Origin of the sequence: Streptomyces sp. NPDC059850 (assembly GCF_042731515.1) — a bacterium.
Taxonomy (GTDB): domain Bacteria; phylum Actinomycetota; class Actinomycetes; order Streptomycetales; family Streptomycetaceae; genus Streptomyces.
The window spans coordinates 53,740-79,119 of record NZ_JBHWJI010000037.1; the positions used below are offsets into that span (position 1 = coordinate 53,740).

At 74.0% G+C, this 25,380-nt stretch carries 23 protein-coding genes; 12 read left to right on the forward strand and 11 right to left on the reverse strand.

The features are described from left to right. The first annotated feature begins 123 nt into the window (after positions 1-123). From ACFV9T_RS27465 to ACFV9T_RS27475, 3 genes are read left to right on the forward strand one after another with little or no spacing between them, the layout of a single operon-like run. Positions 124-1,491 carry a glycosyltransferase family 4 protein gene (locus ACFV9T_RS27465; RefSeq protein WP_385444861.1) on the forward strand — a complete coding sequence of 456 codons (1,368 nt, stop codon included), beginning with the start codon at positions 124-126 and terminating at the stop codon, positions 1,489-1,491. A gap of 56 nt (positions 1,492-1,547) precedes the next feature. Continuing rightward, positions 1,548-2,285, forward strand: coding sequence for a methyltransferase domain-containing protein (locus ACFV9T_RS27470; protein WP_385444863.1), 738 nt, complete (start codon positions 1,548-1,550; stop codon positions 2,283-2,285). After that, positions 2,282-3,382, forward strand: a complete 1,101-nt coding sequence (locus ACFV9T_RS27475) for a prenyltransferase (RefSeq protein ID WP_385444865.1) — start codon at positions 2,282-2,284, stop codon at positions 3,380-3,382. The genes ACFV9T_RS27470 and ACFV9T_RS27475 overlap by 4 nt, the downstream gene beginning before the upstream one ends. A 14-nt stretch (positions 3,383-3,396) precedes the next feature. Here ACFV9T_RS27475 and ACFV9T_RS27480 read toward each other — a convergent pair whose 3' ends face one another. From ACFV9T_RS27480 to ACFV9T_RS27500, 5 genes are all read right to left on the reverse strand, one after another. Further along, positions 3,397-3,690 (reverse strand): hypothetical protein, encoded by a 294-nt coding sequence (locus ACFV9T_RS27480; protein ID WP_385444867.1) that lies wholly within the window; start codon positions 3,688-3,690, stop codon positions 3,397-3,399. A 37-nt stretch (positions 3,691-3,727) separates the two neighbouring features. After that, positions 3,728-4,738 carry an LLM class F420-dependent oxidoreductase gene (locus ACFV9T_RS27485; protein WP_385444869.1) on the reverse strand — a complete coding sequence of 337 codons (1,011 nt, stop codon included), beginning with the start codon at positions 4,736-4,738 and terminating at the stop codon, positions 3,728-3,730. 116 nt (positions 4,739-4,854) lie between these two features. Further along, on the reverse strand, positions 4,855-5,730 hold the full coding sequence (locus ACFV9T_RS27490) for a hypothetical protein (protein ID WP_385444870.1): 876 nt from the start codon (positions 5,728-5,730) through the stop codon (positions 4,855-4,857). 161 nt (positions 5,731-5,891) lie between these two features. After that, positions 5,892-6,794 (reverse strand): N-acetylmuramoyl-L-alanine amidase, encoded by a 903-nt coding sequence (locus ACFV9T_RS27495; protein ID WP_385444872.1) that lies wholly within the window; start codon positions 6,792-6,794, stop codon positions 5,892-5,894. 23 nt (positions 6,795-6,817) lie between these two features. Then, a complete protein-coding gene (locus ACFV9T_RS27500) occupies positions 6,818-7,411 on the reverse strand; it encodes a class I SAM-dependent methyltransferase (RefSeq protein WP_385444934.1) in 594 nt (197 codons plus the stop codon). A gap of 421 nt (positions 7,412-7,832) precedes the next feature. On the opposite strand from ACFV9T_RS27500, the gene ACFV9T_RS27505 reads away from it, so the two are divergent. Together ACFV9T_RS27505 and ACFV9T_RS27510 are read left to right on the forward strand one after the other, a co-directional pair. Further along, a complete protein-coding gene (locus ACFV9T_RS27505; RefSeq protein ID WP_385444873.1) occupies positions 7,833-10,013 on the forward strand; it encodes an acyl-CoA dehydrogenase in 2,181 nt (726 codons plus the stop codon). 87 nt (positions 10,014-10,100) lie between these two features. Beyond that, positions 10,101-11,567: an MFS transporter gene (locus ACFV9T_RS27510; RefSeq protein WP_385444874.1), complete on the forward strand. Its 1,467-nt coding sequence runs from the start codon at positions 10,101-10,103 to the stop codon at positions 11,565-11,567. Between the two features lie 2 nt (positions 11,568-11,569). On the opposite strand, the gene ACFV9T_RS27515 is transcribed toward ACFV9T_RS27510, so the two are convergent. After that, on the reverse strand, positions 11,570-12,175 hold the full coding sequence (locus ACFV9T_RS27515; RefSeq protein ID WP_385444875.1) for a response regulator: 606 nt from the start codon (positions 12,173-12,175) through the stop codon (positions 11,570-11,572). Beyond that, a complete protein-coding gene (locus ACFV9T_RS27520; RefSeq protein ID WP_385444876.1) occupies positions 12,172-13,338 on the reverse strand; it encodes a sensor histidine kinase in 1,167 nt (388 codons plus the stop codon). The genes ACFV9T_RS27515 and ACFV9T_RS27520 overlap by 4 nt, the downstream gene beginning before the upstream one ends. A 314-nt stretch (positions 13,339-13,652) precedes the next feature. On the opposite strand from ACFV9T_RS27520, the gene ACFV9T_RS27525 reads away from it, so the two are divergent. Genes ACFV9T_RS27525 through ACFV9T_RS27535 form a run of 3 tightly spaced genes read left to right on the forward strand, consistent with a single transcriptional unit; the run spans position 13,653 to position 16,573 of the window. Further along, the gene (locus tag ACFV9T_RS27525) at positions 13,653-14,507 is read left to right on the forward strand and encodes a MaoC/PaaZ C-terminal domain-containing protein (protein ID WP_385444878.1); all 855 of its coding nucleotides are present in this window, start codon (positions 13,653-13,655) and stop codon (positions 14,505-14,507) included. 33 nt (positions 14,508-14,540) lie between these two features. After that, complete coding sequence (locus tag ACFV9T_RS27530; RefSeq protein ID WP_385444879.1) at positions 14,541-15,626, forward strand: Zn-dependent alcohol dehydrogenase; 1,086 nt, start codon at positions 14,541-14,543, stop codon at positions 15,624-15,626. Next, entirely contained in the window at positions 15,611-16,573 is a 963-nt protein-coding gene (locus ACFV9T_RS27535) for a 3-oxoacyl-ACP reductase (RefSeq protein ID WP_385444881.1), read from the forward strand. The genes ACFV9T_RS27530 and ACFV9T_RS27535 overlap by 16 nt, the downstream gene beginning before the upstream one ends. 110 nt (positions 16,574-16,683) lie before the next feature. Here ACFV9T_RS27535 and ACFV9T_RS27540 read toward each other — a convergent pair whose 3' ends face one another. Both ACFV9T_RS27540 and ACFV9T_RS27545 read right to left on the reverse strand, forming a co-directional pair. Next, the gene (locus ACFV9T_RS27540; RefSeq protein ID WP_385444883.1) at positions 16,684-16,848 is read right to left on the reverse strand and encodes a hypothetical protein; all 165 of its coding nucleotides are present in this window, start codon (positions 16,846-16,848) and stop codon (positions 16,684-16,686) included. 104 nt (positions 16,849-16,952) lie between these two features. Continuing rightward, positions 16,953-19,244, reverse strand: coding sequence for a hypothetical protein (locus tag ACFV9T_RS27545; RefSeq protein ID WP_385444885.1), 2,292 nt, complete (start codon positions 19,242-19,244; stop codon positions 16,953-16,955). 229 nt (positions 19,245-19,473) lie between these two features. Here ACFV9T_RS27545 and ACFV9T_RS27550 point away from each other — a divergent pair, with 229 nt between their 5' ends. The 4 genes from ACFV9T_RS27550 (at position 19,474) to ACFV9T_RS27565 (ending at position 23,459) form a co-directional block, all read left to right on the forward strand. Then, complete coding sequence (locus ACFV9T_RS27550) at positions 19,474-20,511, forward strand: ABC transporter substrate-binding protein (protein ID WP_385444887.1); 1,038 nt, start codon at positions 19,474-19,476, stop codon at positions 20,509-20,511. A 90-nt stretch (positions 20,512-20,601) separates the two neighbouring features. Next, positions 20,602-21,471: a Nif3-like dinuclear metal center hexameric protein gene (locus ACFV9T_RS27555; protein ID WP_385444889.1), complete on the forward strand. Its 870-nt coding sequence runs from the start codon at positions 20,602-20,604 to the stop codon at positions 21,469-21,471. Between the two features lie 45 nt (positions 21,472-21,516). Continuing rightward, complete coding sequence (locus tag ACFV9T_RS27560; protein ID WP_385444936.1) at positions 21,517-22,260, forward strand: zinc ribbon domain-containing protein; 744 nt, start codon at positions 21,517-21,519, stop codon at positions 22,258-22,260. Between the two features lie 5 nt (positions 22,261-22,265). Further along, entirely contained in the window at positions 22,266-23,459 is a 1,194-nt protein-coding gene (locus ACFV9T_RS27565; RefSeq protein WP_385444891.1) for a bifunctional RNase H/acid phosphatase, read from the forward strand. A gap of 8 nt (positions 23,460-23,467) precedes the next feature. Here the strand turns inward: ACFV9T_RS27565 and eda are convergent, their stop codons facing one another. After that, positions 23,468-24,103 (reverse strand): bifunctional 4-hydroxy-2-oxoglutarate aldolase/2-dehydro-3-deoxy-phosphogluconate aldolase, encoded by a 636-nt coding sequence (gene eda / locus ACFV9T_RS27570; RefSeq protein ID WP_385444893.1) that lies wholly within the window; start codon positions 24,101-24,103, stop codon positions 23,468-23,470. A 414-nt stretch (positions 24,104-24,517) separates the two neighbouring features. Continuing rightward, positions 24,518-25,315, reverse strand: a complete 798-nt coding sequence (yaaA, locus tag ACFV9T_RS27575; protein WP_385444895.1) for a peroxide stress protein YaaA — start codon at positions 25,313-25,315, stop codon at positions 24,518-24,520. Positions 25,316-25,380: the final 65 nt, after the last annotated feature.

Sequence of the window (25,380 nt, forward strand, 5' to 3'; positions counted from 1 at the left end):
CCCCGGCGGCGAGGGGTTCGCCAGGTATCTTCGAGACTTCTGTGGCTATCTGTTAGTGAAACTTGTTCTAGATAATCGTGAGCGGCTACGCTCCCGCTGACGTGCATCAAGGAGGGGGCGCGAGTGACCGCAGAGGCCGCGCAGGAGACCGGAGTCGACCCGCTTCGGACGGCGCCCCCCGCCCCCGCGGAGGGCCGGGCCCAGGAGGGTGACCGGCCACTGCGCATCGCGCTGCTGAGCTACAAGGGGAACCCGTTCTGCGGAGGCCAGGGCGTCTACGTACGCCACCTCTCCCGCGAACTCGCCCGGCTCGGCCACACCGTCGAGGTCATCGGCGCGCAGCCGTACCCGGTGCTCGACGCCGAGGACGGCGTCACCCTCACCCAGCTGCCCAGCCTCGACCTCTACCGTCAGCCCGATCCGTTCCGCACGCCCGGCATGGCGGAGTACCGGGACTGGGTCGACGCGCTGGAGGTCGCCACCATGTGGACCGGCGGCTTCCCCGAGCCGCTCACCTTCAGCCTGCGCGCCCGCCGCCATCTGGCCGCCCGGCGCGGCGCGTTCGACGTCGTCCACGACAACCAGACGCTCGGCTACGGGCTGCTCGGCATGGAACGCACCGGCTTCCCCCTCGTCACCACCATCCACCACCCGATCACCGTGGACCGCCAGTTGGAACTGGACGCCGCGGACGGCTGGAAGCGCCGCCTCTCCGTACGCCGCTGGTACGGCTTCACCCGCATGCAGAAGCGGGTGGCCCGGCAGCTGCCCTCCGTACTCACCGTCTCCGGCTCCTCGCGCCGGGAGATCGTCCGGGACCTGGGCGTACGGCCCGGGCGCGTGCACGTCGTCCACATCGGCGCGGACACCGGACTGTTCTCGCCCGACCCCGCAGTGCCGGTGATCCCCGGGCGGATCGTGACCACCTCCAGCGCCGATGTGCCGCTCAAGGGTCTTGTCCACCTGGTCGAGGCGCTGGCCAAGGTCCGCGCCGAGAATCCCGCCGCCCACCTCGTGGTCGTCGGCAAGCGCCCCGAGGAGGGGCCGGTGGCCGCCGCCATGGCCCGCTACGGGCTCCAGGGCGCCGTCGAGTTCGTCAAGGGCATCAGCGACCCCGAGCTGGTCGACCTCGTGCGCGGCGCCCAGATCGCCTGTGTGCCCTCGCTGTACGAGGGGTTCTCGCTGCCCGCCGCCGAGGCCATGGCCACCGGCACCCCGCTGGTCGCCACCACCGGCGGCGCGATACCCGAGGTCGCGGGCCCGGACGGCGAGACCTGCCTCGCGGTGCCGCCCGGCGACGCGGGCGCCCTCGCCGCCGCCCTCAACCGGCTGCTGGCCGACGCCGACCTGCGCGGGCGCCTCGGCGCCGCCGGACGCGAGCGGGTGCTGCGCCGCTTCACCTGGGAGCAGGCCGCGCGCGGCACCGTCGAGCAGTACCGCGCCGCGATCGGAGCGCAAGCCCGCGCCGCCCGGACCCGCGCCGCGCGCTGACGCCCCCATGGCTTCCACCGGACCCAACGAACCCGCCTGACGAAAGCAGACCCCCCGTGCTGACCGTCGATTTCTCCCGCTTCCCCCTCGCCCCCGGCGACCGCGTCCTCGACCTGGGCTGTGGCGCGGGACGCCATGCCTTCGAGTGCTACCGGCGCGGTGCGCGGGTCGTCGCGCTCGACCGCAACGGCGAGGAGATACGCGAGGTCGCGAAGTGGTTCGCCGCCATGGAGGAGGCCGGTGAGGCCCCCGCCGGGGCCACCGCCACCGCGATGGAGGGCGACGCGCTGGCGCTGCCGTTCCCGGACGACAGCTTCGACGTCGTCATCATCTCCGAGGTCATGGAGCACATACCCGACGACAAGAGCGTGCTCGCCGAGATGGTGCGGGTGCTGCGCCCCGGCGGCCGGATCGCCGTCACCGTGCCGCGCTACGGACCCGAGAAGGTGTGCTGGGCGCTGTCCGACGCGTACCACGAGGTGGAGGGCGGCCACATCCGCATCTACCGGGGCGATGAACTCCTGGAGCGGATGCGGGAGGCCGGGCTGCGGCCGTACGGCACCCACCACGCCCACGGTCTGCACAGCCCGTACTGGTGGCTCAAGTGCGCGTTCGGCGTGGACAACGACAAGTCGCTGCCGGTGCGCGCGTACCACAAGCTGCTGGTCTGGGACATCATGAAGAAGCCGCTGGCCACGCGCCTTGCCGAACAGGCGCTCAACCCGCTGATCGGCAAGAGCTTCGTGGCGTACGCGACCAAGCCCCACGCGCCGAGCAACGAGGCCCAGGCGTGACGGCGCGCGGCCCGCGCCCCGGTCCCCGTACCGAACGGCTGACGCTGCCGGGCGTCCTCACCGCCGAGGAGGCGCTGCGCACCGTCGAGGGCATCGCCGCCGTCCAGCGCGCGGACGGCGCCATTCCGTGGTTCCGCGGCCACCACCTCGACCCGTGGGACCACGTCGAGGCGGCGATGGCCCTGGACGCGGCGGGTGAGCACCAGCGCGCCGAGGCCGCGTACCGCTGGCTCGCCGATCACCAGAACCCGGACGGCTCCTGGTACGCCGCCTACCCCGACACCCCGGCCGGGGTGGCCGCCGACGCGCCCACCGACCGCGCCCGCGAGACCAACTTCTGCGCGTACGTCGCGGTCGGCGTCTGGCACCACTATCTGGCCACCGGCGACGACACGTTCCTCGACCGGCTGTGGCCGACCGTCGTCGCCGCCGTCGAGTTCGTGCTCGGGCTGCAGCAGAGCGGCGGCCAGATCGGCTGGCGGCGCAAGGCGGACGGCACCGTCGACCCGGACGCCCTGCTCACCGGCTCGTCCTCCATCTACCAGGCGCTGCGCTGCGCGCTCGCCATCGCCGAACACCGCGAGGACCCGCAGCCGGACTGGGAGCTGTCGGCGGGGCTGCTCGGGCACGCGATACGCCACCACCCCGAGCGCTTCCTCGACAAGAACCGGTACTCGATGGACTGGTACTACCCGGTCCTCGCGGGCGCCCTCACAGGACCCGCCGCCAGCGCCCGCATCGAGGCGGAGTGGGACCGCTTCGTCGTCCCGGGCCTGGGCATCCGCTGCGTCGCCCCGAACCCCTGGGTCACCGGCGGCGAAAGCTGCGAACTCGCGCTGGCGCTGTGGGTGATGGGCGAGTCCGACCGCGCGGTGGACATCCTGCGCTGGGTCCAGCAGCGGCTGCGCGCGGACGACGGGATGTACTGGACGGGGTACGTCTACGAGGACGACGCCATCTGGCCCGAGGAGCGCACCACCTGGACCGCGGGCTCGCTGCTGCTGGCCGTGGCCGCGCTGGGCGGGGACGAGGCGACCACGGCCGTCTTCGGCGGGGAGCACCTGCCGAGGGGGCTGGACTCGGACTGCTGCGGCTAGCTAGCGGATGTGCTCTATCCGCGGCGGATGCGGCCCGCCACGGCGTGGCCGATGAACAGGTAGACCACGGCGGGCAGCCCGTAGTTGAGGACCGTCCGCAGCCAGTCCGTATCCATCGTGAACAGGTCGTGGGACCAGCCCGCGAGCCAGCCCGCCGCGTCGCGGACCACGGACACGAGGTCGTTGGCGGGGTTGGCGTCGAGGAGCGCGAAGAGGATCCACAGACCGAGGATCACGGCGGTGATGTCCGCGACGACCATCACGACGGTCGCCGCCTGGTTGTTTCCGTAGCGATAAGTTCGGGACATGCCGGACGTGTTGCCCCGGCGGGCGCTATGAAACCACTCAGGTGTTCAATTCCGCCAGCACGCGCAGCGTCTCCGGGTCCGGTGCGATCACCAGCAGGTCGGTCACCGGGCCCTTCCGCCACAGCTCCAGCCGTTCCGCGACGCGCTCGCGCGGGCCGATCAGGGACACTTCGTCGGCGAAGGCGTCCGGCACCGCCGCGATCGCCTCGTCGCGGCGGCCCGCGAGGAAGAGGTCCTGGACCCGGCGCGCCTCGTCCCCGTAGCCCATGCGGGCCATCAGATCGGCGTGGAAGTTGCGGGCCGCGTGGCCCATGCCGCCGATGTAGAAGCCGAGCATCGCCTTCACCGGAAGCAGCCCCTCCGCGATGTCGTCGCACACCCGCGCCCGGGCCATGGGCGCCACCATGAAGCCGTCGGGCGCCTCGGCGAGGGCCGCCTCGTACAGCGGGGCCCGCTGGGGCGACCAGTACAGCGGCAGCCAGCCGTCGGCGATGCGCACGGTCTGGGCGATGTTCTTGGGCCCCTCGGCGCCGAGCAGCACCGGGAGGTGGGGGCGGAGCGGGTGGACGATGGGCCTCAGGGGTTTGCCGAGCCCGGTGGCGTCCGCCCCGGCGTACGGATGCGCGTGGTAGCGCCCGTCGAGCCGTACGGGCGCCTCGCGGCGCAGCACCTGCCGGATGACGTCCACGTACTCGCGGGTGGCGGTGAGCGGGCTCGCCGGGAACGGCCGCCCGTACCAGCCCTCCACGACCTGTGGCCCCGACAGGCCGAGGCCGAGCATCATGCGGCCGCCGGAGAGGTGGTCGAGGGTGAGGGCCTGCATCGCGGTGGCGGTGGGGGTGCGCGCGGCCATCTGCGCGATCGCCGTGCCGAGCCTGATGCGGGAGGTGTGGGCGGCGATCCAGGTGAGCGGGGTGAAGGCGTCCGAACCCCAGGACTCGGCGGTCCAGACGGAGTGGTAGCCCAGCTCCTCGGCCTGCCGGGCGAGTTCCAGATGGCGGGGGTCGGGGCCGCGGCCCCAGTAGCCGAGCGCCAGGCCGAGCCGCATGACAACCCCTCTCTGACGTGCCGTCAGGTAGCGCCTGGACTGTACGGCCCGGGTCCGCACATGGCAACGGCCCCCCGCCCGGTGTATCGGGCGAGGGGCCGTGTGCTGCGGAGGGCTCAGCCGCGCTGGATGCCCGTCGTGTCCTGGAGCACGCCGCGCCGCCCGTCCTGGGTCTGCGCGACGAGCGCCTGACCGCGCTGCTCGACCGCCAGGTACCAGGTGCCGGGAGCCAGTTCGGCGATGGTGCTCGACGAACCGTCCTCGGCGAACAGCGGCCGGGCCACCGGCACCGCGAACCAGAACGGCGCGAAGTCCGAGCCGCCCGCCGCCGCGGCCGGGGCGGCCGGTCCGGGCTGGCCCGGCTGACCGCCGCCGCCGAAGGAGGGGGCACCCGGCTGGCCGCTCTGCGGCTGACCGGGCTGACCCGGCTGACCCGGCTGACCGGGCTGGGCGCCGCCCGGGCCCGGGTAGCCGTAGCCCGGCTGCGGGGCCGGTGCGCCGTACGGCGACTGTGCGCCGTACGGGGACGGGGCCGCCGGAGCGGGGGCGCTCATCAGCGGCGCCTTGAGGGCCGGGACGCGCGGGGTCGCGATGACCGCCGCGGCGCTGGCGAGCGTCGCCACCAGCGCCAGGATGGCGCCGACACCCGGGCTGCCCTTGTCCGGCGTGACCATGACGGACCACAGCGAGTCCCAGGCGGCGACGACGACGAAACCGGCGCCCCACTGGTCGAGGGTGAGTCCGCTGACCTTACGGCTCTCGGGCTGGAACCGCCCCGCGATGACCAGCCCCGCGCCGATCAGTCCGATCAGGAACACCGACGGAAGGACGACCAGGAGCGTGTCCGTGTCCCAGCCATTCGGCATGTCGATGCCGTCGCAGTACGGGCCGTCGCAATCGGCCGAGTAGAAGTCGAGGAAGGAGGCGATGAAGAGCAACACCGCTGCTCCGATCACCACGCCGTCGCCTCGAGTGAGCGAGCGGATGTTCAACGTGAGTCCTTAGTCATTCTCTTGTATACGGAACGCTGCCGCCAGGCGCGGTGGCGCGAAGGCGTCGGGGGTGGACCCATCGTACGGGGCAATCAAGCTGATGAGACCGGGGGTGGGGCATCGGTTTCCCGGTCGTGACCTCGCGTTCGGTTGTTGGGGACTTACCTGTTCAAGAAGTCCGTAATGCCCTGCGCGATCCCGCGGGCGGCTCGCTCACGCCACTTCGGATCGATCAGTTCCGTTGCGTCTTTGGAGTCGCGCATATTGCCGCACTCGATGAACACTTTCGGAACGGTGGAGAGATTGAGGCCGCCGAGATCTCCACGGACATTCAACCCGCTGCCGTCGCCGATGTAGTCGGCGGGCTCGCTGCCGGTTGCCTCCATGAATTCGCTGCGCACCCGTTCGCCGAGGAGCCGGGAGGGCCCGGCGATCTTCGCGGTGTCGGCGTCGCCGCCGCGTACGGACTTGGGCAGGATGACGTGGAAGCCGCGCTCCCCGGCGGGGGCGCCGTCCGCGTGGACGGAGACGACGGCGTCGGCGTGCGCGCTGTTCCCGATCCGGGCGCGCTCGTCCACGCACGGGCCGTACGGGCGGTCGCCGTCCTGCGTGAACTTCACCGTCGCGCCGCGGGCTTCGAGGAGCGTGCGGGCGCGGCGGGCGACATCGAGCGTGAAGGACGCCTCGGCGTAGCCGGATTCGGTGGCCGTGCCGGTGGTGTCGCACTCCTTCTCGTTGGTGCCGATGTCGACGCTGCGGGCGATCTCGGAGGGGTGGTCGCGGTTGTTCGGGTTGTGGCCGGGGTCGAGCACGACGACCTTGCCGGTGAGCGGTTTGTCGTCGCTCTTGGGTGTGGCTGAGGGGGACGGCGGGGGCTGCGCGGGCAGTGGCGAGGACGTGGACGAGACGGTCGGGAGGGAGGAGGCGGGGGTGCCGCCGCTGTTGTCGTCCCGCTGTCCCAGGTTGTCCCACAGCAGCCAGCCGAGGATGCCGACGATGGCTGCTACGAGGGCGAGGGTGCCGCCACGGCGGCCGGAGTCGGAGAAGAAGCTGCCGTTCGACACGACGTGATGGTAGCGGCTGCGGGTCAGATGGTTTTTGTCGTCCCGGTACGGCGCAGTACGCGCAGGGAGCGGGTCGCGGAGACCTCGGTGAACGCGCCGGAGGCGAGGGCGCGGCGGTAGATCCGGTACGGGGCCTGCCCGCCGTCGGCCGGATCGGGGAACACGTCGTGGATGACGAGGAGCCCGTCGTGCGCGACGTGGGGTGCCCAGCCCTCGTAGTCGGCGGCGGCGTGCTCGTCGGTGTGCCCGCCGTCGATGAACACGAGCGCGAGCGGCTTGCCCCAGACGGCGGCGACCTGCGGGGATCGTCCGACGGCGGCGATGAGGTGGTCTTCGAGACCCGCGGCGTGCAGGGTGCGGCGGAACGTGGGCAGCGTGTCCATCCGGCCGACCTCGGGGTCGACGACGTCCGGGTCGTGGTACTCCCAGCCGGGCTGCTGCTCCTCGGAGCCGCGGTGGTGGTCCACGGTGATGGCGACGGTGCCGGTTTCGCGGGCGGCGGCGGCGAGGAGGATGGTGGAGCGGCCGCAGTACGTGCCGACTTCGAGCAGCGGGAGCCCCATCCGTCCGGCTGCCTCGGCGGCTGCGTACAGGGCGAGGCCCTCGTCAGTCGGCATGAAGCCCTTGGCGCGCTCGAAGGCGGTGAGTATTGCGGGGGCGGGGTGCGTCACGGGCTCATCCTGCCGTATGGGGCGCTTGGTCTCGTTGCCGGGTGCGGGCCCGGTGGGTGGTGCGGCTCCGGTTGTCCCTGGCCGGGGTCTCGTCGCCGGGTGCCCCCCCCGGTGGCCGGTTTGTGCCCACCCGTTCCGCCCCGCGGAACGATTGCCCACAAACCGGGGGTTGGTGCTCCGTCGGGGGGCGCCTCCCAGCGGTAGCTGGGGGAGGAACGGGTGGGCACAAACCCCACCACCGGCCCGCACCCGTCATGCCCGGCCCGGGCGGCGGGGTCTGGGGCGGAGCTCCAGTTTCGGGAAGGGGCGGGGTGGGGAAGGAACTCGGCGCGCACCACAGCTGACCCTCCGTCAGATTGGAAACCGCATGGGCATCGGCGTCACGGAAGACCAGGACGAGCTGGCGCGCGCGGTGCGGGGGTGGGTGGGGCGGGCCGTACCACCGGAGGCGGTGCGCAAGGTGCTCGATGGCGGCGGCAGGGCCTCGTACTGGCCCGGGCTCGCCGCGCAAGGGCTGCTGGGGCCGCACCTGCCGGAGGCACACGGCGGAGGTGGCGGGGGGCTCGCGGACCTCGCCGTCGTCCTGGAGGAGACGGGGCGGGCCGCGCTCCCCGGGCCGTATCTGCCCACCGTGCTGGCCTCCGCCATCCTCCACCGGGCCGGACAAGACGACCTCGTCGCGGGCCTCGCCGACGGCAGCCGCGCCGGTGCCGTCGCGTTCGGCGCCGGGTCGCTCACCGCCACCCCCGGCCCCAAAGGCAAGGTGGTTCTCGACGGCTGCGCGCCGCCAACCCTCGGCGCCGGGGACGCCGACGTGATCGTCCTCGCCGCCGCGCTGCGCGGCACGGTGACCGTATGGCTGGCCGTGGACGCCGCCGACCTCACCCTCCGCGCGCACGAAGGCGCCGACCCCACCCGCCCGACCGCCGAGGTGCGAGCCGACACCGTGGCCGTCCCCGAGGACCGGGTGCTGGACATCGACCCCGGGCTCATCGCCGACCTGGCTGCCGTCCTGTTCGCCGCCGAGGCGTGCGGCACGGCGGGCTGGGCGCTGGACACGGCCGTCGCGCACGCCCAAGTACGGGAGCAGTTCGGGCGGCCCATCGGGCAGTTCCAGGCCGTGAAGCACCTGTGCGCCGACATGCTCGTCCGCGTCGAGCAGGCCCGCGCCCTCACCTGGGACGCGGCCCGAGCGACGGACGAGACCCCCGCCGTACGGGGGCTCACCGCCGCACTCGCCGCCGCCACCGCGCTCGACGCCGCGTACGGCTGCGCCAAGGACTGCGTCCAGATCCTCGGCGGCCTCGGCTTCACCTGGGAACACGACGCCCACCTCCACCTCCGCCGCGCGACCGTGGCCCGCGCGCTGCTCGGCACCGGCGCACACCACCGATTACGCGCCGCCCGACTCGCCGCCGACGGCGCCCGCCGTGAGCTGCGGCTCGACCTCCCGCCCGAGGCGGAGACCCACCGCCACAGCGCTCGCGCCGCCATCGCGACGGCGCGCGGTCTCGACCCAGCCGCCGCCCGGCGCGCCCTCGCGCCTACCGGGTACGCCGCACCGCATCTGCCACCCCCGTACGGCCTCGGCGCGGGCCCGCTGCACCAGCTCGCCATCGAACGCGAGCTGCGCGACGCGGGCGTGGTCCTCAGCGATCTGGGCGTCGCCACCTGGGTGGTGCCCTCGCTCATCGCGTACGGCACGGACGCCCAGCGCGAACGCTTCCTGCTGCCGACGCTCCGTGGCGAACTCCGCTGGTGCCAGCTGTTCTCCGAGCCCGACGCGGGCTCCGACCTCGCCGCCCTGCGCACCCGCGCCGAGCGGACGGCGGACGGCTGGTGGCGGGTCAGCGGGCAGAAGGTGTGGACCTCGGGCGCCCGGACGGCGGACTACGGCATCCTGCTGGCCCGTACGAACCCGGAGGCGCCCAAGCACAAGGGGCTCGGCTACTTCCTGGTCGACATGAAACGGACGGCCGGGATCACGATCCGCCCGCTGCGCGAGATCACCGGCGAATCCCTCTTCAACGAGGTGTTCCTCGACGACGCGCTGCTCCCGCCCGACGCCGTCGTGGGCGCCGTGGACGCGGGCTGGGCGGTCGCCCGTAACACCCTCGGCAACGAACGCGTCCACATGGCCGACCAGCTGACCTTCGACACCGGGCTGGAAGCGCTCATCGCCCACGTATCGGGCGTACCGGACACCGGCCCGGAGTGCGAGCGCGTCGGCGGGCTCATGGCCGAGGCGCACGCCCTCGCGTGCATCGGGTTGCGCACCACCCTGCGCCAGGTGTCCGGGGTGGAGCCGGGCGCGGGCGCGAGCGTCCGCAAACTCGTCCAGACCGCCCACCAGCAGAAGGTCGCCGAACTCGCCCTGGAACTGCTGGGGCCCGGCGGCGCGGTGTGCGAGGGCGCGGGGCAGCGGGCCCTGCACGGCTTCCTGATGTCGCGCTGTCTGACGATCGCGGGCGGTACGACCCAGGTACAGCTGAACGTCGTCGCGGAACGGCTGCTCGGCCTGCCGCGCGACCCGGCGCCGACCGGATAGGACCCTGGTCCTAGGACCACGGAGCTGCCCGCAAATGCGCAGAAATGCTGATGCGTGGGGCCAGCACGCAATGCGAGCATCACCGCCATGCCCACCCCAACTCCCCCTCCGCCCGCCCTTCCCTCCACAACCGACCCCGCCCCGCGCCCGCCGCGCGCCTCGCCGCCGGTCTGGGCGGTGCTGCTGGCCGCCTGCGCCGGACAGTTCGTGGTGGTCCTCGACATCTCGGTGGTCAACGTCGCCCTGCCGTCCCTACGCACCGACCTGGGGCTCGGCGAGACCGCGCTGCAGTGGGTGGTCAACGCGTACGCGCTGACCTTCGCCGGGTTCCTGCTGCTCGGCGGCCGCGCGGCCGACCTCTTCGGCCGCAAGCGGGTCTTCCTCACCGGGCTCGGGCTGTTCACCGCCGCCAGCCTGGCCGGTGGCATAGCTCAGCAGCCCTGGCAACTGGTCGCGGCCCGCGCCCTCCAGGGCCTCGGCGCGGCCGTGCTCTCCCCGGCCACGCTCACCATCCTCACCACCGCCTTCCCGCACGGCGCGGCCCGCACCCGCGCCATCGGCACCTGGACGGCGGTCGGCGCGGGCGGGGGCGCGGCGGGCGGGCTGGTGGGCGGGGTGCTCACCGAGTACCTGTCCTGGCGCTGGGTGCTGCTGGTCAACGTGCCGGTGGGCGTGGTGGTGCTGGTGGCCGCGGCGGTGTGGCTGACTGAGGGCCGCTCCGGGGTGGCGCGACGGCTCGACGTACCCGGCGCGGTGCTGGTCACGGCGGGCGTCGCGGCGCTCGCGTACGGCATCGTGCAGACCGAGCCGTACGGCTGGGGCGCCGCCGCCTCGCTCGGGCCGCTGCTCGCCGGGGTGGCGCTGCTCGCGGTGTTCGTGGCCGTGGAGGCGCGTACGGAGGAACCGCTGATGCCGCTGCGGCTGTTCCGCGTACGGGCCGTCACGGCGGCGAACGCGGTGATGGTGGTGTGCGGCGGCGGCATGTTCGCCATGTGGTACTTCATGACGCTCTACCTGCAGAACGTGTTGCACTACAGCCCGGTCAAGGCCGGACTCGCCTTCCTGCCGCACGCCTTGTCGATCATCCTTGGCTCGAAGCTCGCGCCCCGGCTGATGGCCCGGCTGGACGGAAAGCTCCTCGCGATCGCGGGCGGCTCGCTGGCCGTCGTCGGGTACGCGTGGCAGAGCCGGATGGAGGCGGACGGCACCTTCGCCGGTACGGTGCTGGGCCCCGCGATCATCATGTCGTTCGGGTCCGGGCTGATGATGACCCCGCTCGCCGCCTCCGCCACCTCGGGCGCGGCCCCGGGCGAGGCGGGATTGGTGTCGGGGCTGGTCAACACCTCGCGGCAGATCGGCGGCGCGCTCGGCCTGACCGTACTGGCGACGGTCGCGGCCGAGCGGATCGCGGCCCGTGGCGGGGGCGGGCCGGAGGCGCTGGCGGCCGGGTACGGCCATGCGTTCGTCGTGGCCACGGGGATCATCGCGGCGGCGGTGCTGCTGATGGCCGTGGCCCTGCCCCGCACCCCGGCCGCGACCCGCGTGGACCTTTAGCGCTACAGCCAGCCGTTCTGGCGGGCGGCCCGTACCGCCTCCATGCGGTTGCGGGTCTGGGTCTTGCCGATGGCCGAGGAGAGGTAGTTGCGCACGGTGGCGGGGGAGAGGTGCACCTTGGCCGCGATGTCGGCCACCGTCGCGCCGTCCACCGCCGCCGACAGCACATCGCGCTCGCGCTGGGTGAGCGGGTTGGGGCCCGCGCTCAGCGCGGCCGCGGCCAGGCCCGGGTCGATCACGCGCTCACCCGCCAGCACCCGGCGGATCGCCACCGCAAGCTCCTCCACCGGCCCGTCCTTGACCAGGAACCCGGCGGCCCCCGCCTCCATCGCCCGGCGCAGATAGCCGGGGCGGCCGAAGGTGGTGAGGATCAGCACCTGGCAGCCCGGCAGCGCCCGGCGCAGCGCGGCGGCGGCGTCCAGTCCGCTGCGGCCGGGCAGCTCGATGTCCAGCAGCGCGACATCGGGTTCGGACTCCAGCGCGCGCGGCACGATCTCGTCGCCGTCGCTGACCTGCGCGACGATCTCGAAGTCCTCCTCCAGACCGAGCAGCAGCGCCAGCGCGCCCCGCATCATGCCCTGGTCCTCGGCGAGCAGCAGCTTGATCACGTGGTACGAACCCCCTCCGCGCTCTCCACCGGATCCTCCGTATCCACCGGCAGTTCGGCGACGAGCCGGAAGCCCCGGCGCCCGTCGGGGCCGGACTCCAGCGAGCCGCCCGCCGCGGACAGCCGCTCGGCCAGCCCCTTGAGGCCCGTACCGCCGCTGTCGCTCTCCCCGGCCGCACGGGAGCCTACGCCGGACCCGTTGTCGGTGATCACCAGCCGTACCCGGTCGATGCCTCCTCGGACGTCGATCTCGCAGCGCGTCGCCCCGCTGTGCCGCACCACATTGGTGACGCCCTCCCGCACCACCCACCCCAGCAGCGCCTCCGCCTGGGGCGACAGCGGCGGTCCTGAGCGGTGGACGTCGGCCTCGATACCGGAGGCGTCGAGCGCCGAGCGGGCCCGGTCCAGCTCGGTGTCCAGGCTGCCCTCGCGGTAGCCGGTGACCGCCTCGCGGATCTCGGTCAGGGCCTGGCGGCCGACCGCCTCGATGTCGGCGGCCTGGCCGAGCGCGGCCTCCAGGTCGCGCGGGGCGAGACGGCGCACGGCCTCCGCCTTGACCACGACGACGGACATGGTGTGCCCGAGGAGGTCGTGGAGATCGCGGGAGAAGCGCAGCCGCTCCTTCTCCACCGCTGTACGGGCCAGCTCCTGGCGGGTCGCGCGGAGCTGGGCGACGGTCTCGAACAGGGACAGGATGGCCGCCGTCACCAGGCCGGACAGGACGGTGCCGTAGCCGACCGTCAACGAGTCCGAGGCCCCGCCGCGCACACTCGCGATGACCCCGGCGGCACCGGCGAAGCTGAGGATGACGGGCCCCAGATGCCTGCGCCCCCGGAGCACGATCCCGGTGGCCAGGGACAGCAGCGGGAAGCACAGCAGCCAGTTCCCGGCGTAGCCGATGCCCAGCGCGAGGGTGACCGTGGCCAGCCCGGCGAGGGCCAGGACCGGGGTCCGGGTGGGGCGGCGGCGCGGGTCGAGGCCGGTGAAGACGGCGGCCACGTAGAACCCCGCGAAGACCACCAGACCGAGGGCGCCGAGCCAGGGCAGCGGTGTCCCGCCGTCGAAGAGGTGCCTCGCGTCGGGGGTGAGCATGAGCAGCCAGGGCAGGAAGGCCCGGCGGCCCGGCGGCTTGAGCCGCTCGATACTCGCGGCGGTGGCGTACATGGCTCCGACCCTACGGACCCCGGTGTGAGCTGGGCAGATGCGGATGTCGGGGGATGGGCGTGACATTTGTCCCGGGCCGTAAGGCCCCACCGGCCGGGTGGCGCCCGAGCCGAACCGACGAGCCGAGCTGACGAGCCGTCAGGAGTCTTCCGCCTCCAGGGGGATTGGGCTATACAGGTGCCATCGGCTAGAACGCGTTCTAAACGCGGCGCGGCCCTGCCGACCAGTGACGACCCCGGCGCGGCCGACGGTGCGGACGGGCGGGCCGGGGTCTTCCCGCCCCTCCCGCCAAGGCCAAGGAGTGCTGTCGCCCTATGCCCATCGCCGCCGCCGAGGCCGTCTCGGCCGAGCCCCGGACCACCGTCCTCGCCTGGGGACACAAGGACATCCAGCTCTACCACCTGGGCATCGGCGCCGGAATCCCGGCCACCGACCCCGATGAGCTGCGCTACACGCTGGAGAGCGAGCTGCACGTCCTGCCCAGCTTCGCCACCGTCGCGGGCGGCCGCATGGCGCTCGCCGGGGGGCTCAACGGCCCGGGGATCGACGTCGATCTCGCGGCCGTCCTGCACGGCGGCCAGGCCGTCGAGGTGCACCGGCCGATCCCGGTGACCGGGGACGCCACCCAGACGTCCCGGGTCGCGGCGGTGTACGACAAGGGCAAGGCGGCGGTCATCGTGCTGCGCACCGAGGCGGCCGACGCGGACGGCCCGCTGTGGACCTGCGACAGCCGCATCTTCGTCCGGGGCGAGGGCGGCTTCGGCGGCGAGCGCGGCCCCTCCGAGCGGCTGGAGACCCCCGCCCGCGAGCCCGACCGCACGGTGGAACGGGCCATCCGGGAGGACCAGGCGCTGCTGTACCGGCTCTCCGGCGACTGGAACCCGTTGCACGCCGACCCCGGGTTCGCCAAGGTCGCGGGGTTCGAGAAGCCGATCCTGCACGGGCTGTGCTCGTACGGCATGGTCCTCAAGGCCGTCGTGGACACCGAGCTGGGCGGCGACGTCGCCCGGGTGCGCTCGTACGCCACGCGCTTCGCCGGGGTGGTGTACCCGGGCGAGACCCTGCGCGTCCGGATGTGGCGGGAGCCGGGGCGCGTCCAGGTGACGGCGAGCGCCGTCGAGCGGGACGACGCGCCCGTCCTCGGCGACACGGTCGTCGAACACGCCTGACCTTGTGATCCGACTTCTTCAAGAGGAGGCGCTGTGCGCGCAGCCGTACTGCACGAGACGGGACAGGACAAGCTCGAAGTCCTCGACGACATCGAGGCGGTGGGCTTCGGCCCCGGCACGGTCCGGCTGCGCATCCGGGCCACCGGGCTGTGCCACTCCGACCTCTCCGCGATGAGCGGCGTCCTGCCGCAGCCCGTCCCCTTCGTCCCCGGCCACGAGGGCGCGGGCGAGGTGGTCGAGGTCGGCGACGGGGTCACCGGGCTGAGCCCCGGCGACCGGGTGCTGGTGTGCTGGCTGCCCGCGTGCGGCGGCTGTCCGTCCTGCAAACGCGGTCAGAGCCAGCTGTGTCTGTCCGGGTTCATGAACGCCGGAACGCCCAACTTCAAGCGCGCGGGCGACGGCGCCGACCAGGTCTTCGGCATGGCCGGGACCGGCACCTTCGCCGAGGAGCTGGTCATCCCCGCGCCCTGCGCCGTGCCGATCCCCGACGACGTCCCGTACGACATCGCCGCCCTCATCGGCTGCGGCGTGACCACCGGGCTCGGCGCGGCCCTCAACACGGCGCGGGTGGAGGCCGGTTCGTCGGTCGCCGTCATCGGCTGCGGCGGGGTCGGCATCAGCGTCGTGCAGGGCGCCCGGGCGGCGGGCGCGGCCCATATCGTCGCCGTCGACCCCGTCACCTCGCGGCGCGAGGCGGCGCTGCGCTTCGGCGCCACCGAGGCGGTCGCCCGGGAGGCACTGGACGACGCCAAGAACAGCGTCACGGCGGGCGAGGGCTTCGACTACGTCTTCGAGGTCGTCGGCAAGTCCGCCACCGCCCGCCGGGCGTACGAGATCACGCGGCGCGGCGGCACGCTGTGCGTCGTCGGGGCGGGCGCGGTGGACGACTTCCTGCAGCTCAGCATGTTCGAGCTGTTCTTCGACGAGAAGCGGATCCTGCCGTCCCTGTACGGCGGGGGCGATGTGCTGCGCTCGTACGAACGCACCATCGCGCTGTGGCGGGCGGGCCGCATCGACCTCGCCGGGCTCATCACCCACCGGGTGCGGCTCGGTGAGATCAACGACGCGCTCGACCAGATGCGGACGGGGGAGGCGCTGCGCACATGCATCGAGATCTGACGCGTCCCTTGGCAGGGAAGACCGCGATCGTCACCGGCGCCGGGCGCGGGCTCGGCCGCGCCGAGGCGCTGGAGCTGGGTCGGCTGGGTGCCGCCGTCGTCGTCAACGACTACGGGCAGGGCGGCCGCGACGGCTCGGGCGAGGCGTCCTCCGGCCCGGCCGAGGAGGTGGCCGAGGAGATCCGCGCGGCGGGCGGCCGCGCCACCGCCCACGTGGGCGACGTGGCCGACTTCGACGCGGCGCGCGGGCTGGTCCGGCTCGCGGTCGACACGTACGGCGCGCTGGACATCCTGGTCAACAACGCGGGCATCCTCCGCGACCGGATGGTCTTCTCGATGACCGAGGACGAATGGGACGCGGTCATCCGCGTCCACCTCAAGGGCCACTTCAACACCACTCGCTTCGCCGCCGCGCACTGGCGGACACGCTCCAAGGCCGCCGGGGGCGGGCCGGTGCACGGCCGCATCGTGAACACCTCGTCCGAGGCCTTCCTCGCCGGGTCGCCCGGCCAGCCCAATTACGCGGCCGCGAAGGGCGGCATCGTCGGCCTGACCCTCTCCACGGCGGGCGCGCTCGCCAAGTACGGGGTGACGGCGAACGTCATCTGTCCGCGGGCCCGCACCCGCATGACCGAGGACGTCTTCCCCGACGTGCCCGGCGCCGGTCTCGGGGCGGACGGCCGCCCCGACCCCCTCTCCCCGGACCACGTGGCCCCGCTCGTCGGCTACCTCGCCTCCCCCCGGGCGACGGGGGTGAACGGCCAGGTGTTCGTGGTCCACGGGGGCATGGTGGCGATCGTGGAACGGCCACGGGTGGCCGCGAAGCTGGACGCGAAGGGGGACGTCTTCGGCTTCGAGGAGCTGGACGGGCTGCTCACGCCGTACTTCGGGGAGCGGGGCGGGGAGGGGTTCGCGGCGGTGGAGGTGCTGAGCCTGAAGCGGGGCTGACGTCTCGGCGGGGGCTGAAACGACCCACCCCTCCCCACCCCACAGCCGTGCACGCGTGCCGCGTGTGCTGCGGGAAGGGGAGGGGTGGGGGAAGCGCGCTCCCGAGCGCTCTACGAGGCGTTCTCGCTCGGACGGCGGTGGCGGCCGTGCGCCGGAGCCTGCGGCTCCTCGGACGCGGCCTGCTGACCCCGGTGCTTGCCCTGGGCTGAGGCGGCATCGGCCTCGGCCGCCTCCTGTGAGCGCGCCTGGGTCGTGTCGGTTCGGGCTTCGGACATGTGGGAAGTCACCCCGGTAAGTTCGCTCCGTACTCTGCGCGAGGGGCCCGCCACAACGTCGATGGACGCCGTGCCAACCGGCTGCGCTGCCCCAGCGGCCGAGTCTAACCAGGGCGGTGATCGCGGACCCAGCGGGGTGGGCGGGGCTCCGCTGACCTGGCGAGAGGCGCCTGCTGCAGCGGAACGGGCCGGGGGGCGACCACGGTCAGCTCGGAGTCCTGCCCGGTCTCCTGCTCAACCCCGGGCCAACACCCCGTCCCCACCCAAGGCTCAACCCCGGACTCCCCCCGCGTCCCGTCGCCGCCCATGTCCACCCGCACACTCAACCCAGCCCCCAACCCCGCCCCCGGGCCCAAGCCCAGGCCCGCCCCCGCGCCGGAGCCCGCCCCTGCGCCCAGCCCCGCGCGCAACCCCGCACCGGGCCCCACGCCCAGCCCCGTGCTCCCGCCCGCACGGGGGGCTGCGCCGGGATGCGCGCCCGAGCCCAGTCCTGCGCCCGCCCGCAAGCCCCCGCTGGGGGCCACGCCCAGCCCCGCGCCCGGGTCCGGGCCGGACACCACGCCCAGGTCCGCGCCAGAGCCCGCGCCCGCGCGTAAGCCTGGGCCGGGGGCCGTGCTCCCGTGCGCACCCAGGGCCGCGCCCGCGCCGGGGTCTGCGCTCATGCCCCCACGCAAGCCCGTACCCGCACCCGCGCCCGGGTCCGCACCGGACACCACGCCCAGGCCCGCGCCAGAGCCCGCGCCCGCGCCTAGGGCCGTGCTCCCGCGCGCATCCAAGCCCGGGCCCGCGCCCAGGTCTGCGCCCCCGCGCAATCCCGCGCCGGGGCCTGCACCCAGCTCCGCGCCCGGGTCCGGGCTGGACACCACTCCCAGGCCCGCGCCAGAGCCCGCGCCCGGGTCCGTGCTCACGCGGGCACCCAAGGCCGCGTCCGCGCCGGGGTCTGCGCTCATGCCCCCACGCAAACCCGCGCCCGTGCCCAGGGCCCCGCCCGCGCGCAACCCCGTGCCGGGGCTCAGGCCCAGCCCCGCACCCGCACCCGCACCCGCGCCCGCACCGGACACCACGCCCAGGCCCGCACCCGAGCCCGCGCCGGGGGCCATGCTTGCCCCCAGGGCCGCGCGCGCACTCAAGCCCCCACCCGCGCCAGCGTCCGCGCCGGGGGTCACGCTCAGGCTCGCGCCCGCGCGCAATGTGGTTCCGCGCGCGCCCGCGCTCCAGGTCGCGCGCGGGTCCGTGGCCGCGCTCGCCTCCGGGTCCTCGTCGGCGCCGCTCACCTGGCGCCATGGCGTGATCCCGGCCGCCTCCGGGCGGGAGACGCGGCGGATCACCCGAGGGGGTGCGGGGGAGCCGGAGGCCGTCCGTGTGGCCTCCGGGAGCCAGACGCGGGCCAGGCCGCAGGGGATCTGCCGGGTCGCGTACGGCAGCCACAGCTCGGCCTCCCGGCTCCACAGCCCGGCCCCGGCCAGCCAGCCCTCCGGGGCCGAGAACTGGCGCAACCGCCGCTCGGACGGGCGCCAGACGCCCACCCACGGCCGCCCGCCCGCCGCGGCGTCGATGCGGAAGGCCACCGCGCACGCCTCCGGCGTCAGCATCTGGCCCGGCTGGATCGCGAAGGGCACGGCCGTCGCCTGGGCGGCCGGGCGCAGGCAGTCCGGGAAGCGGACCGGGAGGGCGCTGCCCAGGACGCCCCACCCCAGCCGCTCGTCGCCGGGCGCGTCGGACCGTACGAGCAGCAGACCGCTGTCGGGGTCGGCGAGGAGCAGCCGGTCGTTGCTGCGCTCGGTGATCTGCAGCAGCGGACTGGTCTCACCGCCGCGCCCGAGGTCGACGACGATCGTCTTCGTACGGCCGTCCAGCTCGCGGTCGAGGGCGAGCAGCCGACCCATGCGGTCCAGCCAGGCGCCGCCCGTGCAACGCCCTGGCACCTCGGCCAGGTGCTGGAGCCCGCGGGGGCCGCCGTGGATCAGCCAGACGGAGGTGGACCGGGGGCCGCGCCCCAGGGCGTACGCGCTGCTGCCGCCCGGCGCGGGCGGCAGCAGCGAGACGTCGGCGCGGTCGATGCCGCCGAGCACCCGCTCGCCCGTCCCCGGGCCGGTGGGGTAGAGCAGCGAGAAGGCGTGGTGCCCGGCCACCCGGCGGTGGATCAGCACCTGCCCGTCGGAGAGCGGCAGCACGTCGCTGTCCGGCTCCTCGGGCTGGGTGCCCGGCAGCGGCACGGCGTACGGCTCGGGCCCGTCGAGCGTCCAGCGCTCGGGGAACCAGCAGCCGGTGTCGCCGCTGAGCGTGAGCCGCGCCCCGTACGAGCGGTCCGGGGTGATGGTGAAATCCGTGGACCTTTCTCGTGGCCGGGCGCTGACTGCCGTGGTGCGGGTGGCGTCGAAGGCACAGGCGGTCATCGTTCAGTCACCTCCGGCCACTGAACGTAGGTTTCGTACCCCCTCCCGGTGGCCGATAAGAGGTCGGCTCCACCCTTACGTGTGGCTGTTGCCCGATTCGCCTGAGAGGTCGGGGATGAATGTGCTGTAAGGGGCCGATCCGCAGTGCGATTAAAGTAAGGCCTGCCTAAGTGCCACGCCCAAGTGCCACGCCTCAGTGCCACCGTTCGCACGACCCCTGGAGCACCAGATGTCCGTACACCGCCGCGGCAGCGCCGCCCTCGCCCTGGCCCTGGCCGGGGCCCTCTCCCTCGCCGCCTGCGGCGCGTCCGACGGCGGCGGCGAGGACGGCGCCAAGGGCAACGGCGGCGGGGGTAAGTCCGTCGCGCAGGGCGGCAAGGACTTCGGCAAGGCCGCCGAGCAGACGGCGAAGCTGGGCACCGACGCGAAGCCCGGCCAGTTCCCGCGCACCGTCACCCAGGCCATGGGGAAGACGGAGATCAAGAGCAAGCCGAAGCGGGTCGTGGTGCTCGACGTCGGCGAGCTGGACAACGTCGTCTCGCTCGGCCTCAAGCCGGTCGGCTACGCGCCCGCCGAGGGCGACCAGGCCCTCCCCGGCTACCTCAAGAAGGAGGCCGGGAGCCCGAAGAACGTCGGCACCATCAACAACCTCAACCTGGAGGCCATCAACGCCCTCCACCCCGATCTGATCCTCGGCAGCAAGCTGCGCGCCGAGCCGCTGTACGACGAGCTGAAGCAGATCGCCCCGACCGTCTTCTCCATCCGCCCCGGCTTCACCTGGAAGGAGAACTACCTCCTCAACGCGGCGGCCCTGGACCGCACCGCCGAGGCGAAGCGCAAGCTGGAGGCGTACGAGGCGAAGGCGAAGAAGCTGGGCGAGGACATCGGCCCGAAGAAGCCGACCGTCACCATGCTGCGCTTCATGCCGGAGATGACCCGGCTCTACGCCAAGGCGTCCTTCATCGGCACGATCCTGCAGGACGTCGGCCTGCCCCGGCCCAAGAACCAGCAGATCGAGGACCTGGCCACCGAGATCGGCCCGGAGCGGATCAACGAGGCCGACGCCGACTGGATCTTCACCGGGGTCTACGGCGACGCCAAGGCCACCAAGCGGGACCAGGCGGAGTCCAACCCGCTGTGGAAGAAGCTCAAGGCGGTCAAGGCGGGCCACGCCAAGAACGTGCAGGACGAGACCTGGTACCTGGGCCTCGGCGTCACCGCCGCCGACCGGGTGCTGGACGACCTCCGCGGCTACCTCGTCCGCTGATCCCCCGTCAGCCCCGCTCCCGGAGCGGCGGTCGCGCTGAGTGAAGGCAGGGGCAAGGCTTCCCGGTGATCTGGGAGGTAGCCTTGCCCCGTGCCCGCTCTCACCGATGTCCTCGCCGCCCTCGACGCCCTCTGGCCGCCCGAGCGGGCGGAGCAGTGGGACGCCGTCGGGACGGTCTGCGGGGACCCCGACGCCCAGGTCAGCCGCGTGCTGTTCGCCGTCGACCCCGTCCAGGAGGTCGCCGACGAGGCGGTGGCGCTCGGCGCCGATCTGCTGATCACCCACCACCCGCTCTATCTGCGGGGCACGACCACGGTCGCCGCCTCCACCTTCAAGGGGCGGGTGGTGCACACCCTGATCAAGCACGACATCGCGCTGCACGTCGCGCACACCAACGCCGACCGCGCCGACCCCGGCGTCTCCGACGCCCTCGCGGGCGCGCTCGACCTGCGGGCCGTCCGCCCGCTGGTGCCGGACCCGGCCGACCCGGCCGGACGCCAGGGGCTCGGCCGGATCTGCGAACTCGACCGCCCCGAGACGCTGCGCGAGTTCACCGAGCGCGCCGCCGCCCGGCTGCCCGCCACCGCGCAGGGCATCCGCGCCTCGGGCGACCCGGACCGTACGATCCGTACGGTCGCCGTCTGCGGCGGCTCCGGGGACGGCCTGTTCGCGGAGGCGCGCGCGGCCGGAGTCGACGCGTACCTCACCGCCGACCTGCGCCACCACCCGGCCTCCGAGGCGCGCGAGCACAGCGACCTCGCGCTGGTCGACGCCGCGCACTGGGCCACCGAGTGGCCCTGGACCGAGCTGGCCGCGGCGCAGCTCGACGAGATCTCCGACCGGCACGGCTGGGGCCTGCGCACCCATGTCTCCCGCAAGGTCACCGACCCCTGGACGGCCCACGCCGCGGCCGCCGCCCCGTTCCGGGCCTTCGCGCCCGCCCCCGCCTCATCCGTTTGAGGCCACACCACTTCCGTCCCCTACGACCACCCCTGGAGCCCCCCGCTGAACGCCGCGCCCGCAGACCAGATCCGCCTGCTCGACGTCCAGGGCCTCGACGTACGGCTCTCGCAGCTCGCGCACAAGCGCACGACGCTGCCCGAGCACGCCGAACTCGACACCCTGACCGCCGACCACACCCAGCTGCGTGACCTCCTCGTCGCCTCGCAGACCGAGGAGAGCGACACCGCCCGCGAGCAGACGAAGGCGGAGCAGGACGTGGACCAGGTGCGCCAGCGCGCCGCCCGCGACCAGAAGCGCCTGGACTCCGGGGCCGTCACCTCGCCCAAGGACCTGGAGAACCTGCAGCACGAGATCGCCTCCCTGGCCCGGCGCCAGAGCGCCCTGGAGGACGTCGTCCTGGAGGTCATGGAGCGCCGGGAGTCCGCCCAGGAGCGGGCCACCGAGCTGACCGGCCGGGTGGAATCCCTCCAGGCCAAGATCATCGATGCCACGGCGCGGCGCGACGCGGCGGCCGAGGAGATCGACGCCGAGATCGCGACCATCACCAAGGAGCGCGAGGTCATCGCCGGGACCATCCCCGCCGATCTGCTGAAGCTCTACGACAAGCTGCGCGGGCAGCAGGGCGGCGTCGGCGCCGCCCGGCTCTACCAGGGGCGCTGCGACGGCTGCCGCCAGGAGCTGGCCATCACCGAGCTGGCCGAGGTCCGTTCGGCTGCCGCGGACACCGTGGTCCGGTGCGAGAACTGCCGCCGCATCCTGGTCCGTACGCCCGAGTCGGGGCTGTAAGTCCCATGGCACGGCGTCGCTTCATCGTCGAGGCCGACGGCGGCTCCCGGGGCAACCCGGGGCCCGCCGGGTACGGCGCGGTCGTCCTGGACGCGGTGACCGGCGAAGCGCTCGCCGAGGTCGCCGAGTACATCGGCACCGCCACCAACAACGTCGCCGAGTACAAGGGCCTGATCGCCGGTCTGCGGGCCGCCCGTGCCCTCGACCCGGAGGCGGACGTCCAGGTCCGCATGGACTCCAAGCTGGTCATCGAGCAGATGTCCGGTCGCTGGAAGATCAAGCACCCGGACATGCGGCCGCTCGCCGCCGAGGCCAAGGGGCTCGTGCCGCCCGGCCAGGTGACGTACGGCTGGATCCCGCGCGAGCAGAACAAGCACGCGGACCGGCTCGCCAACGAGGCCATGGACGCGGGCAAGCGGGGCGAGCAGTGGCAGCCGAAGGTGCCGCCGGGCGGCACCCTCGCGACGGCCGCCCCCGAGGCCCCCGCCGCCGACGACACCCTCGCCGAGCCCGCCGCCCCCGACGCCCCGTCGGCGGCGGTGGCCCCCGTCCGGGGCTGGGGCGCCGCCGACCTCGGCACACCGACGACGTTCGTCCTGCTCCGGCACGGCGAGACGCCGCTCACCCCCGAGAAGCGCTTCTCCGGCAGCGGCGGCACCGACCCCGGCCTCTCGGCGGTCGGCCACCGCCAGGCCGAGCTGGTCGCGGCGTCCCTCGCCGCGCGCGGCACCATCCAGGACATCGTCACCTCGCCCCTGAAGCGCTGCCGCGAGACCGCCGGGGCGGTGGCCGCGCGCCTCGGCCTCGACGTCCGGGTCGACGAGGGGCTGCGCGAGACGGACTTCGGCGCCTGGGAGGGTCTGACCTTCGCCGAGGTCCGCGACCGCCACCCGGACGACCTCGACGCCTGGCTCGCCTCCGCCAAGGCCGCCCCCACGGGCGGCGGCGAGTCCTTCGCGACGGTCGCCCGCCGGGTGGCCCTCTCCCGCGACAAGCTGATCGCGCGCTACGCGGGCCGTACGGTGCTCCTCGTCACCCACGTCACCCCGATCAAGACCCTGACCCGGCTGGCCCTCGGCGCCCCGCCGGAGTCCCTGTTCCGCATGGAACTCTCGGCGGCGTCGCTGTCGGCGGTGGCGTACTACGGCGACGGGAACGCGTCGGTCCGCCTCCTGAACGACACGTCCCACCTGCGGTAGGCGCGCCTTTACCGGAGGGCGGCCGCTTCCCTGGCCAGGGACTCCACGCGCCCCCAGTCGCCCGCCGCCACGGCGTCCGGCGGCAGCATCCAAGTGCCGCCCACGCACCCGACGTTGGGGAGCGCGAGGTAGTCGGGGGCGCGCTTGGCGTTGACTCCGCCGGTGGGGCAGAAGCGGGCGTCCGGGAACGGGGACGCGAGCGCCTTGAGGTAGGCCGTACCGCCGGACGGCTCGGCCGGGAAGAACTTCATCTCGGTCACCCCGCGCTCCAGCAGCGCCACGACCTCCGATGTCGTCGAGACGCCGGGCAGCGACGGAATCCCCGAGTCCCGCATGGCCCCCAGCAGCCGGTCCGTCCACCCCGGGCTGACCAGAAAGCGCGCCCCGGCCGCGACGGCGGTGTCCACATGCCCAGGCGTGAGCACGGTCCCCGCCCCGACGACCGCCTCCGGCACCTCGGCCGCGATCGCCCGGATGGCATCGGCGGCGGCCGGGGTGCGGAAAGTGACCTCGATCGCGGGAAGACCCCCCGCGACGAGGGCCCGGGCCATCGGCACGGCGTCGGCCGCGTCGTCGATGACGACGACGGGGATGACGGGGGCGAGGTCGAGGAGGGAGGGGGAGGGCGCGTTGTCGTCTGTCACGGCGACCATTCTGCGGGCGGGTGCCACACTCCGCAACGCCCGTTGCGCCCCACGCAACGCCCGGCGCCGCGCCCGGTCACCCGTCCCCGGTACCGCCCCGGGTTTGGGCCGGGCGGCGGGCCCATGCGAGGTGGCCGGGGCAGAGGCGGGCGCGCCCCGGCTCCGGCGCCGATGCGGAGGCCCGCTATCCCGGCCCGCCCGACCGGGACGGGACCGCGGCCTTGGGGCGGCCCGGGCGCCCGCGTCGAGTGGGCTCGCGCGGCCCATGCGAGCTGGCTGGCAGTGGCGGGCGCGGCCCGGATCCCGCGCCGATGCGGGGGCGGTCGCCCCACCCTGCCCGACCGGCGCGGTCTGGCACAGCCGGGGCATCGTCCGGCGGGAGACCCCGCGTCCGCGTAGGGCCGTCGGGCAGGGCTACAGCTCCGTCACCACCACGTCCAGGGCCCACGGCCGGGCCGACCGCTGCGGGGGCGTCGCTTCCACCACGTACCCGAAGCCTCGCAGGGTCTCCGTCAGCTCCTCGGGGCCGTCCGGGTCGGCCCCGGCCGTCAGGAGGTCGCGTACCATCCGGCCCTTCGTCGCCTTGTTGAAGTGGCTCACCACGGACCGCTTCTCCACCCCGTCCACGATCTTCGACTGGAGCACCCGCACCGTCGCCGTGCGCTCCGCGACCTCGCCCTTCGGCTTCCACGCCGACGCGTACGCCGCCGACCGCAGGTCCAGGACCAGGCCGTTCCCGGCGGCCTCCGGGAGGGCGGTGGCCATCGGCGTACGCCAGAAGGCGCCGAGCGCGCCCAGGCCCGGGAGCTTGACGCCCATCGAGCAGCGGTAGGAGGGGATGCGGTCGTCGATGCGTACCGCGCCCCACAGGCCCGAGAAGACCAGCAGCGAGCGTTCGGCGCGGCGCCGGGCAGGGGCAGGGAGGGTGGCGAGGCCGAGCGCGTCGTACAGCACACCGGTGTAGATCTCCCCGGCGGGACGCGTCCCGGCCGACAGCAGCGCCGCGTTCTTGGCGACCTCGCCGCGCAGTCCCGCGCTCAGGCCCAGCACCTCGGCCGCCTTCTCCTCGTCGCCCGAGCACAGCGTGACCAGCTCGTCCAGGGCCCGGGCGCGTGCCTCGCCCAGTCCCGGCAGCGACAGCGAGCCCAGGTCCAGCGGGGACCCGGAACCTCCCGTGGCCTTTCCCTCGGACGGCGGCAGCAGGACGAGCACGGGTTCTCCTCGGAGCGTCGGCGGTACGTAGAGCAGGGGCGTCGCCCCAGCCCCGCAGCCTACGG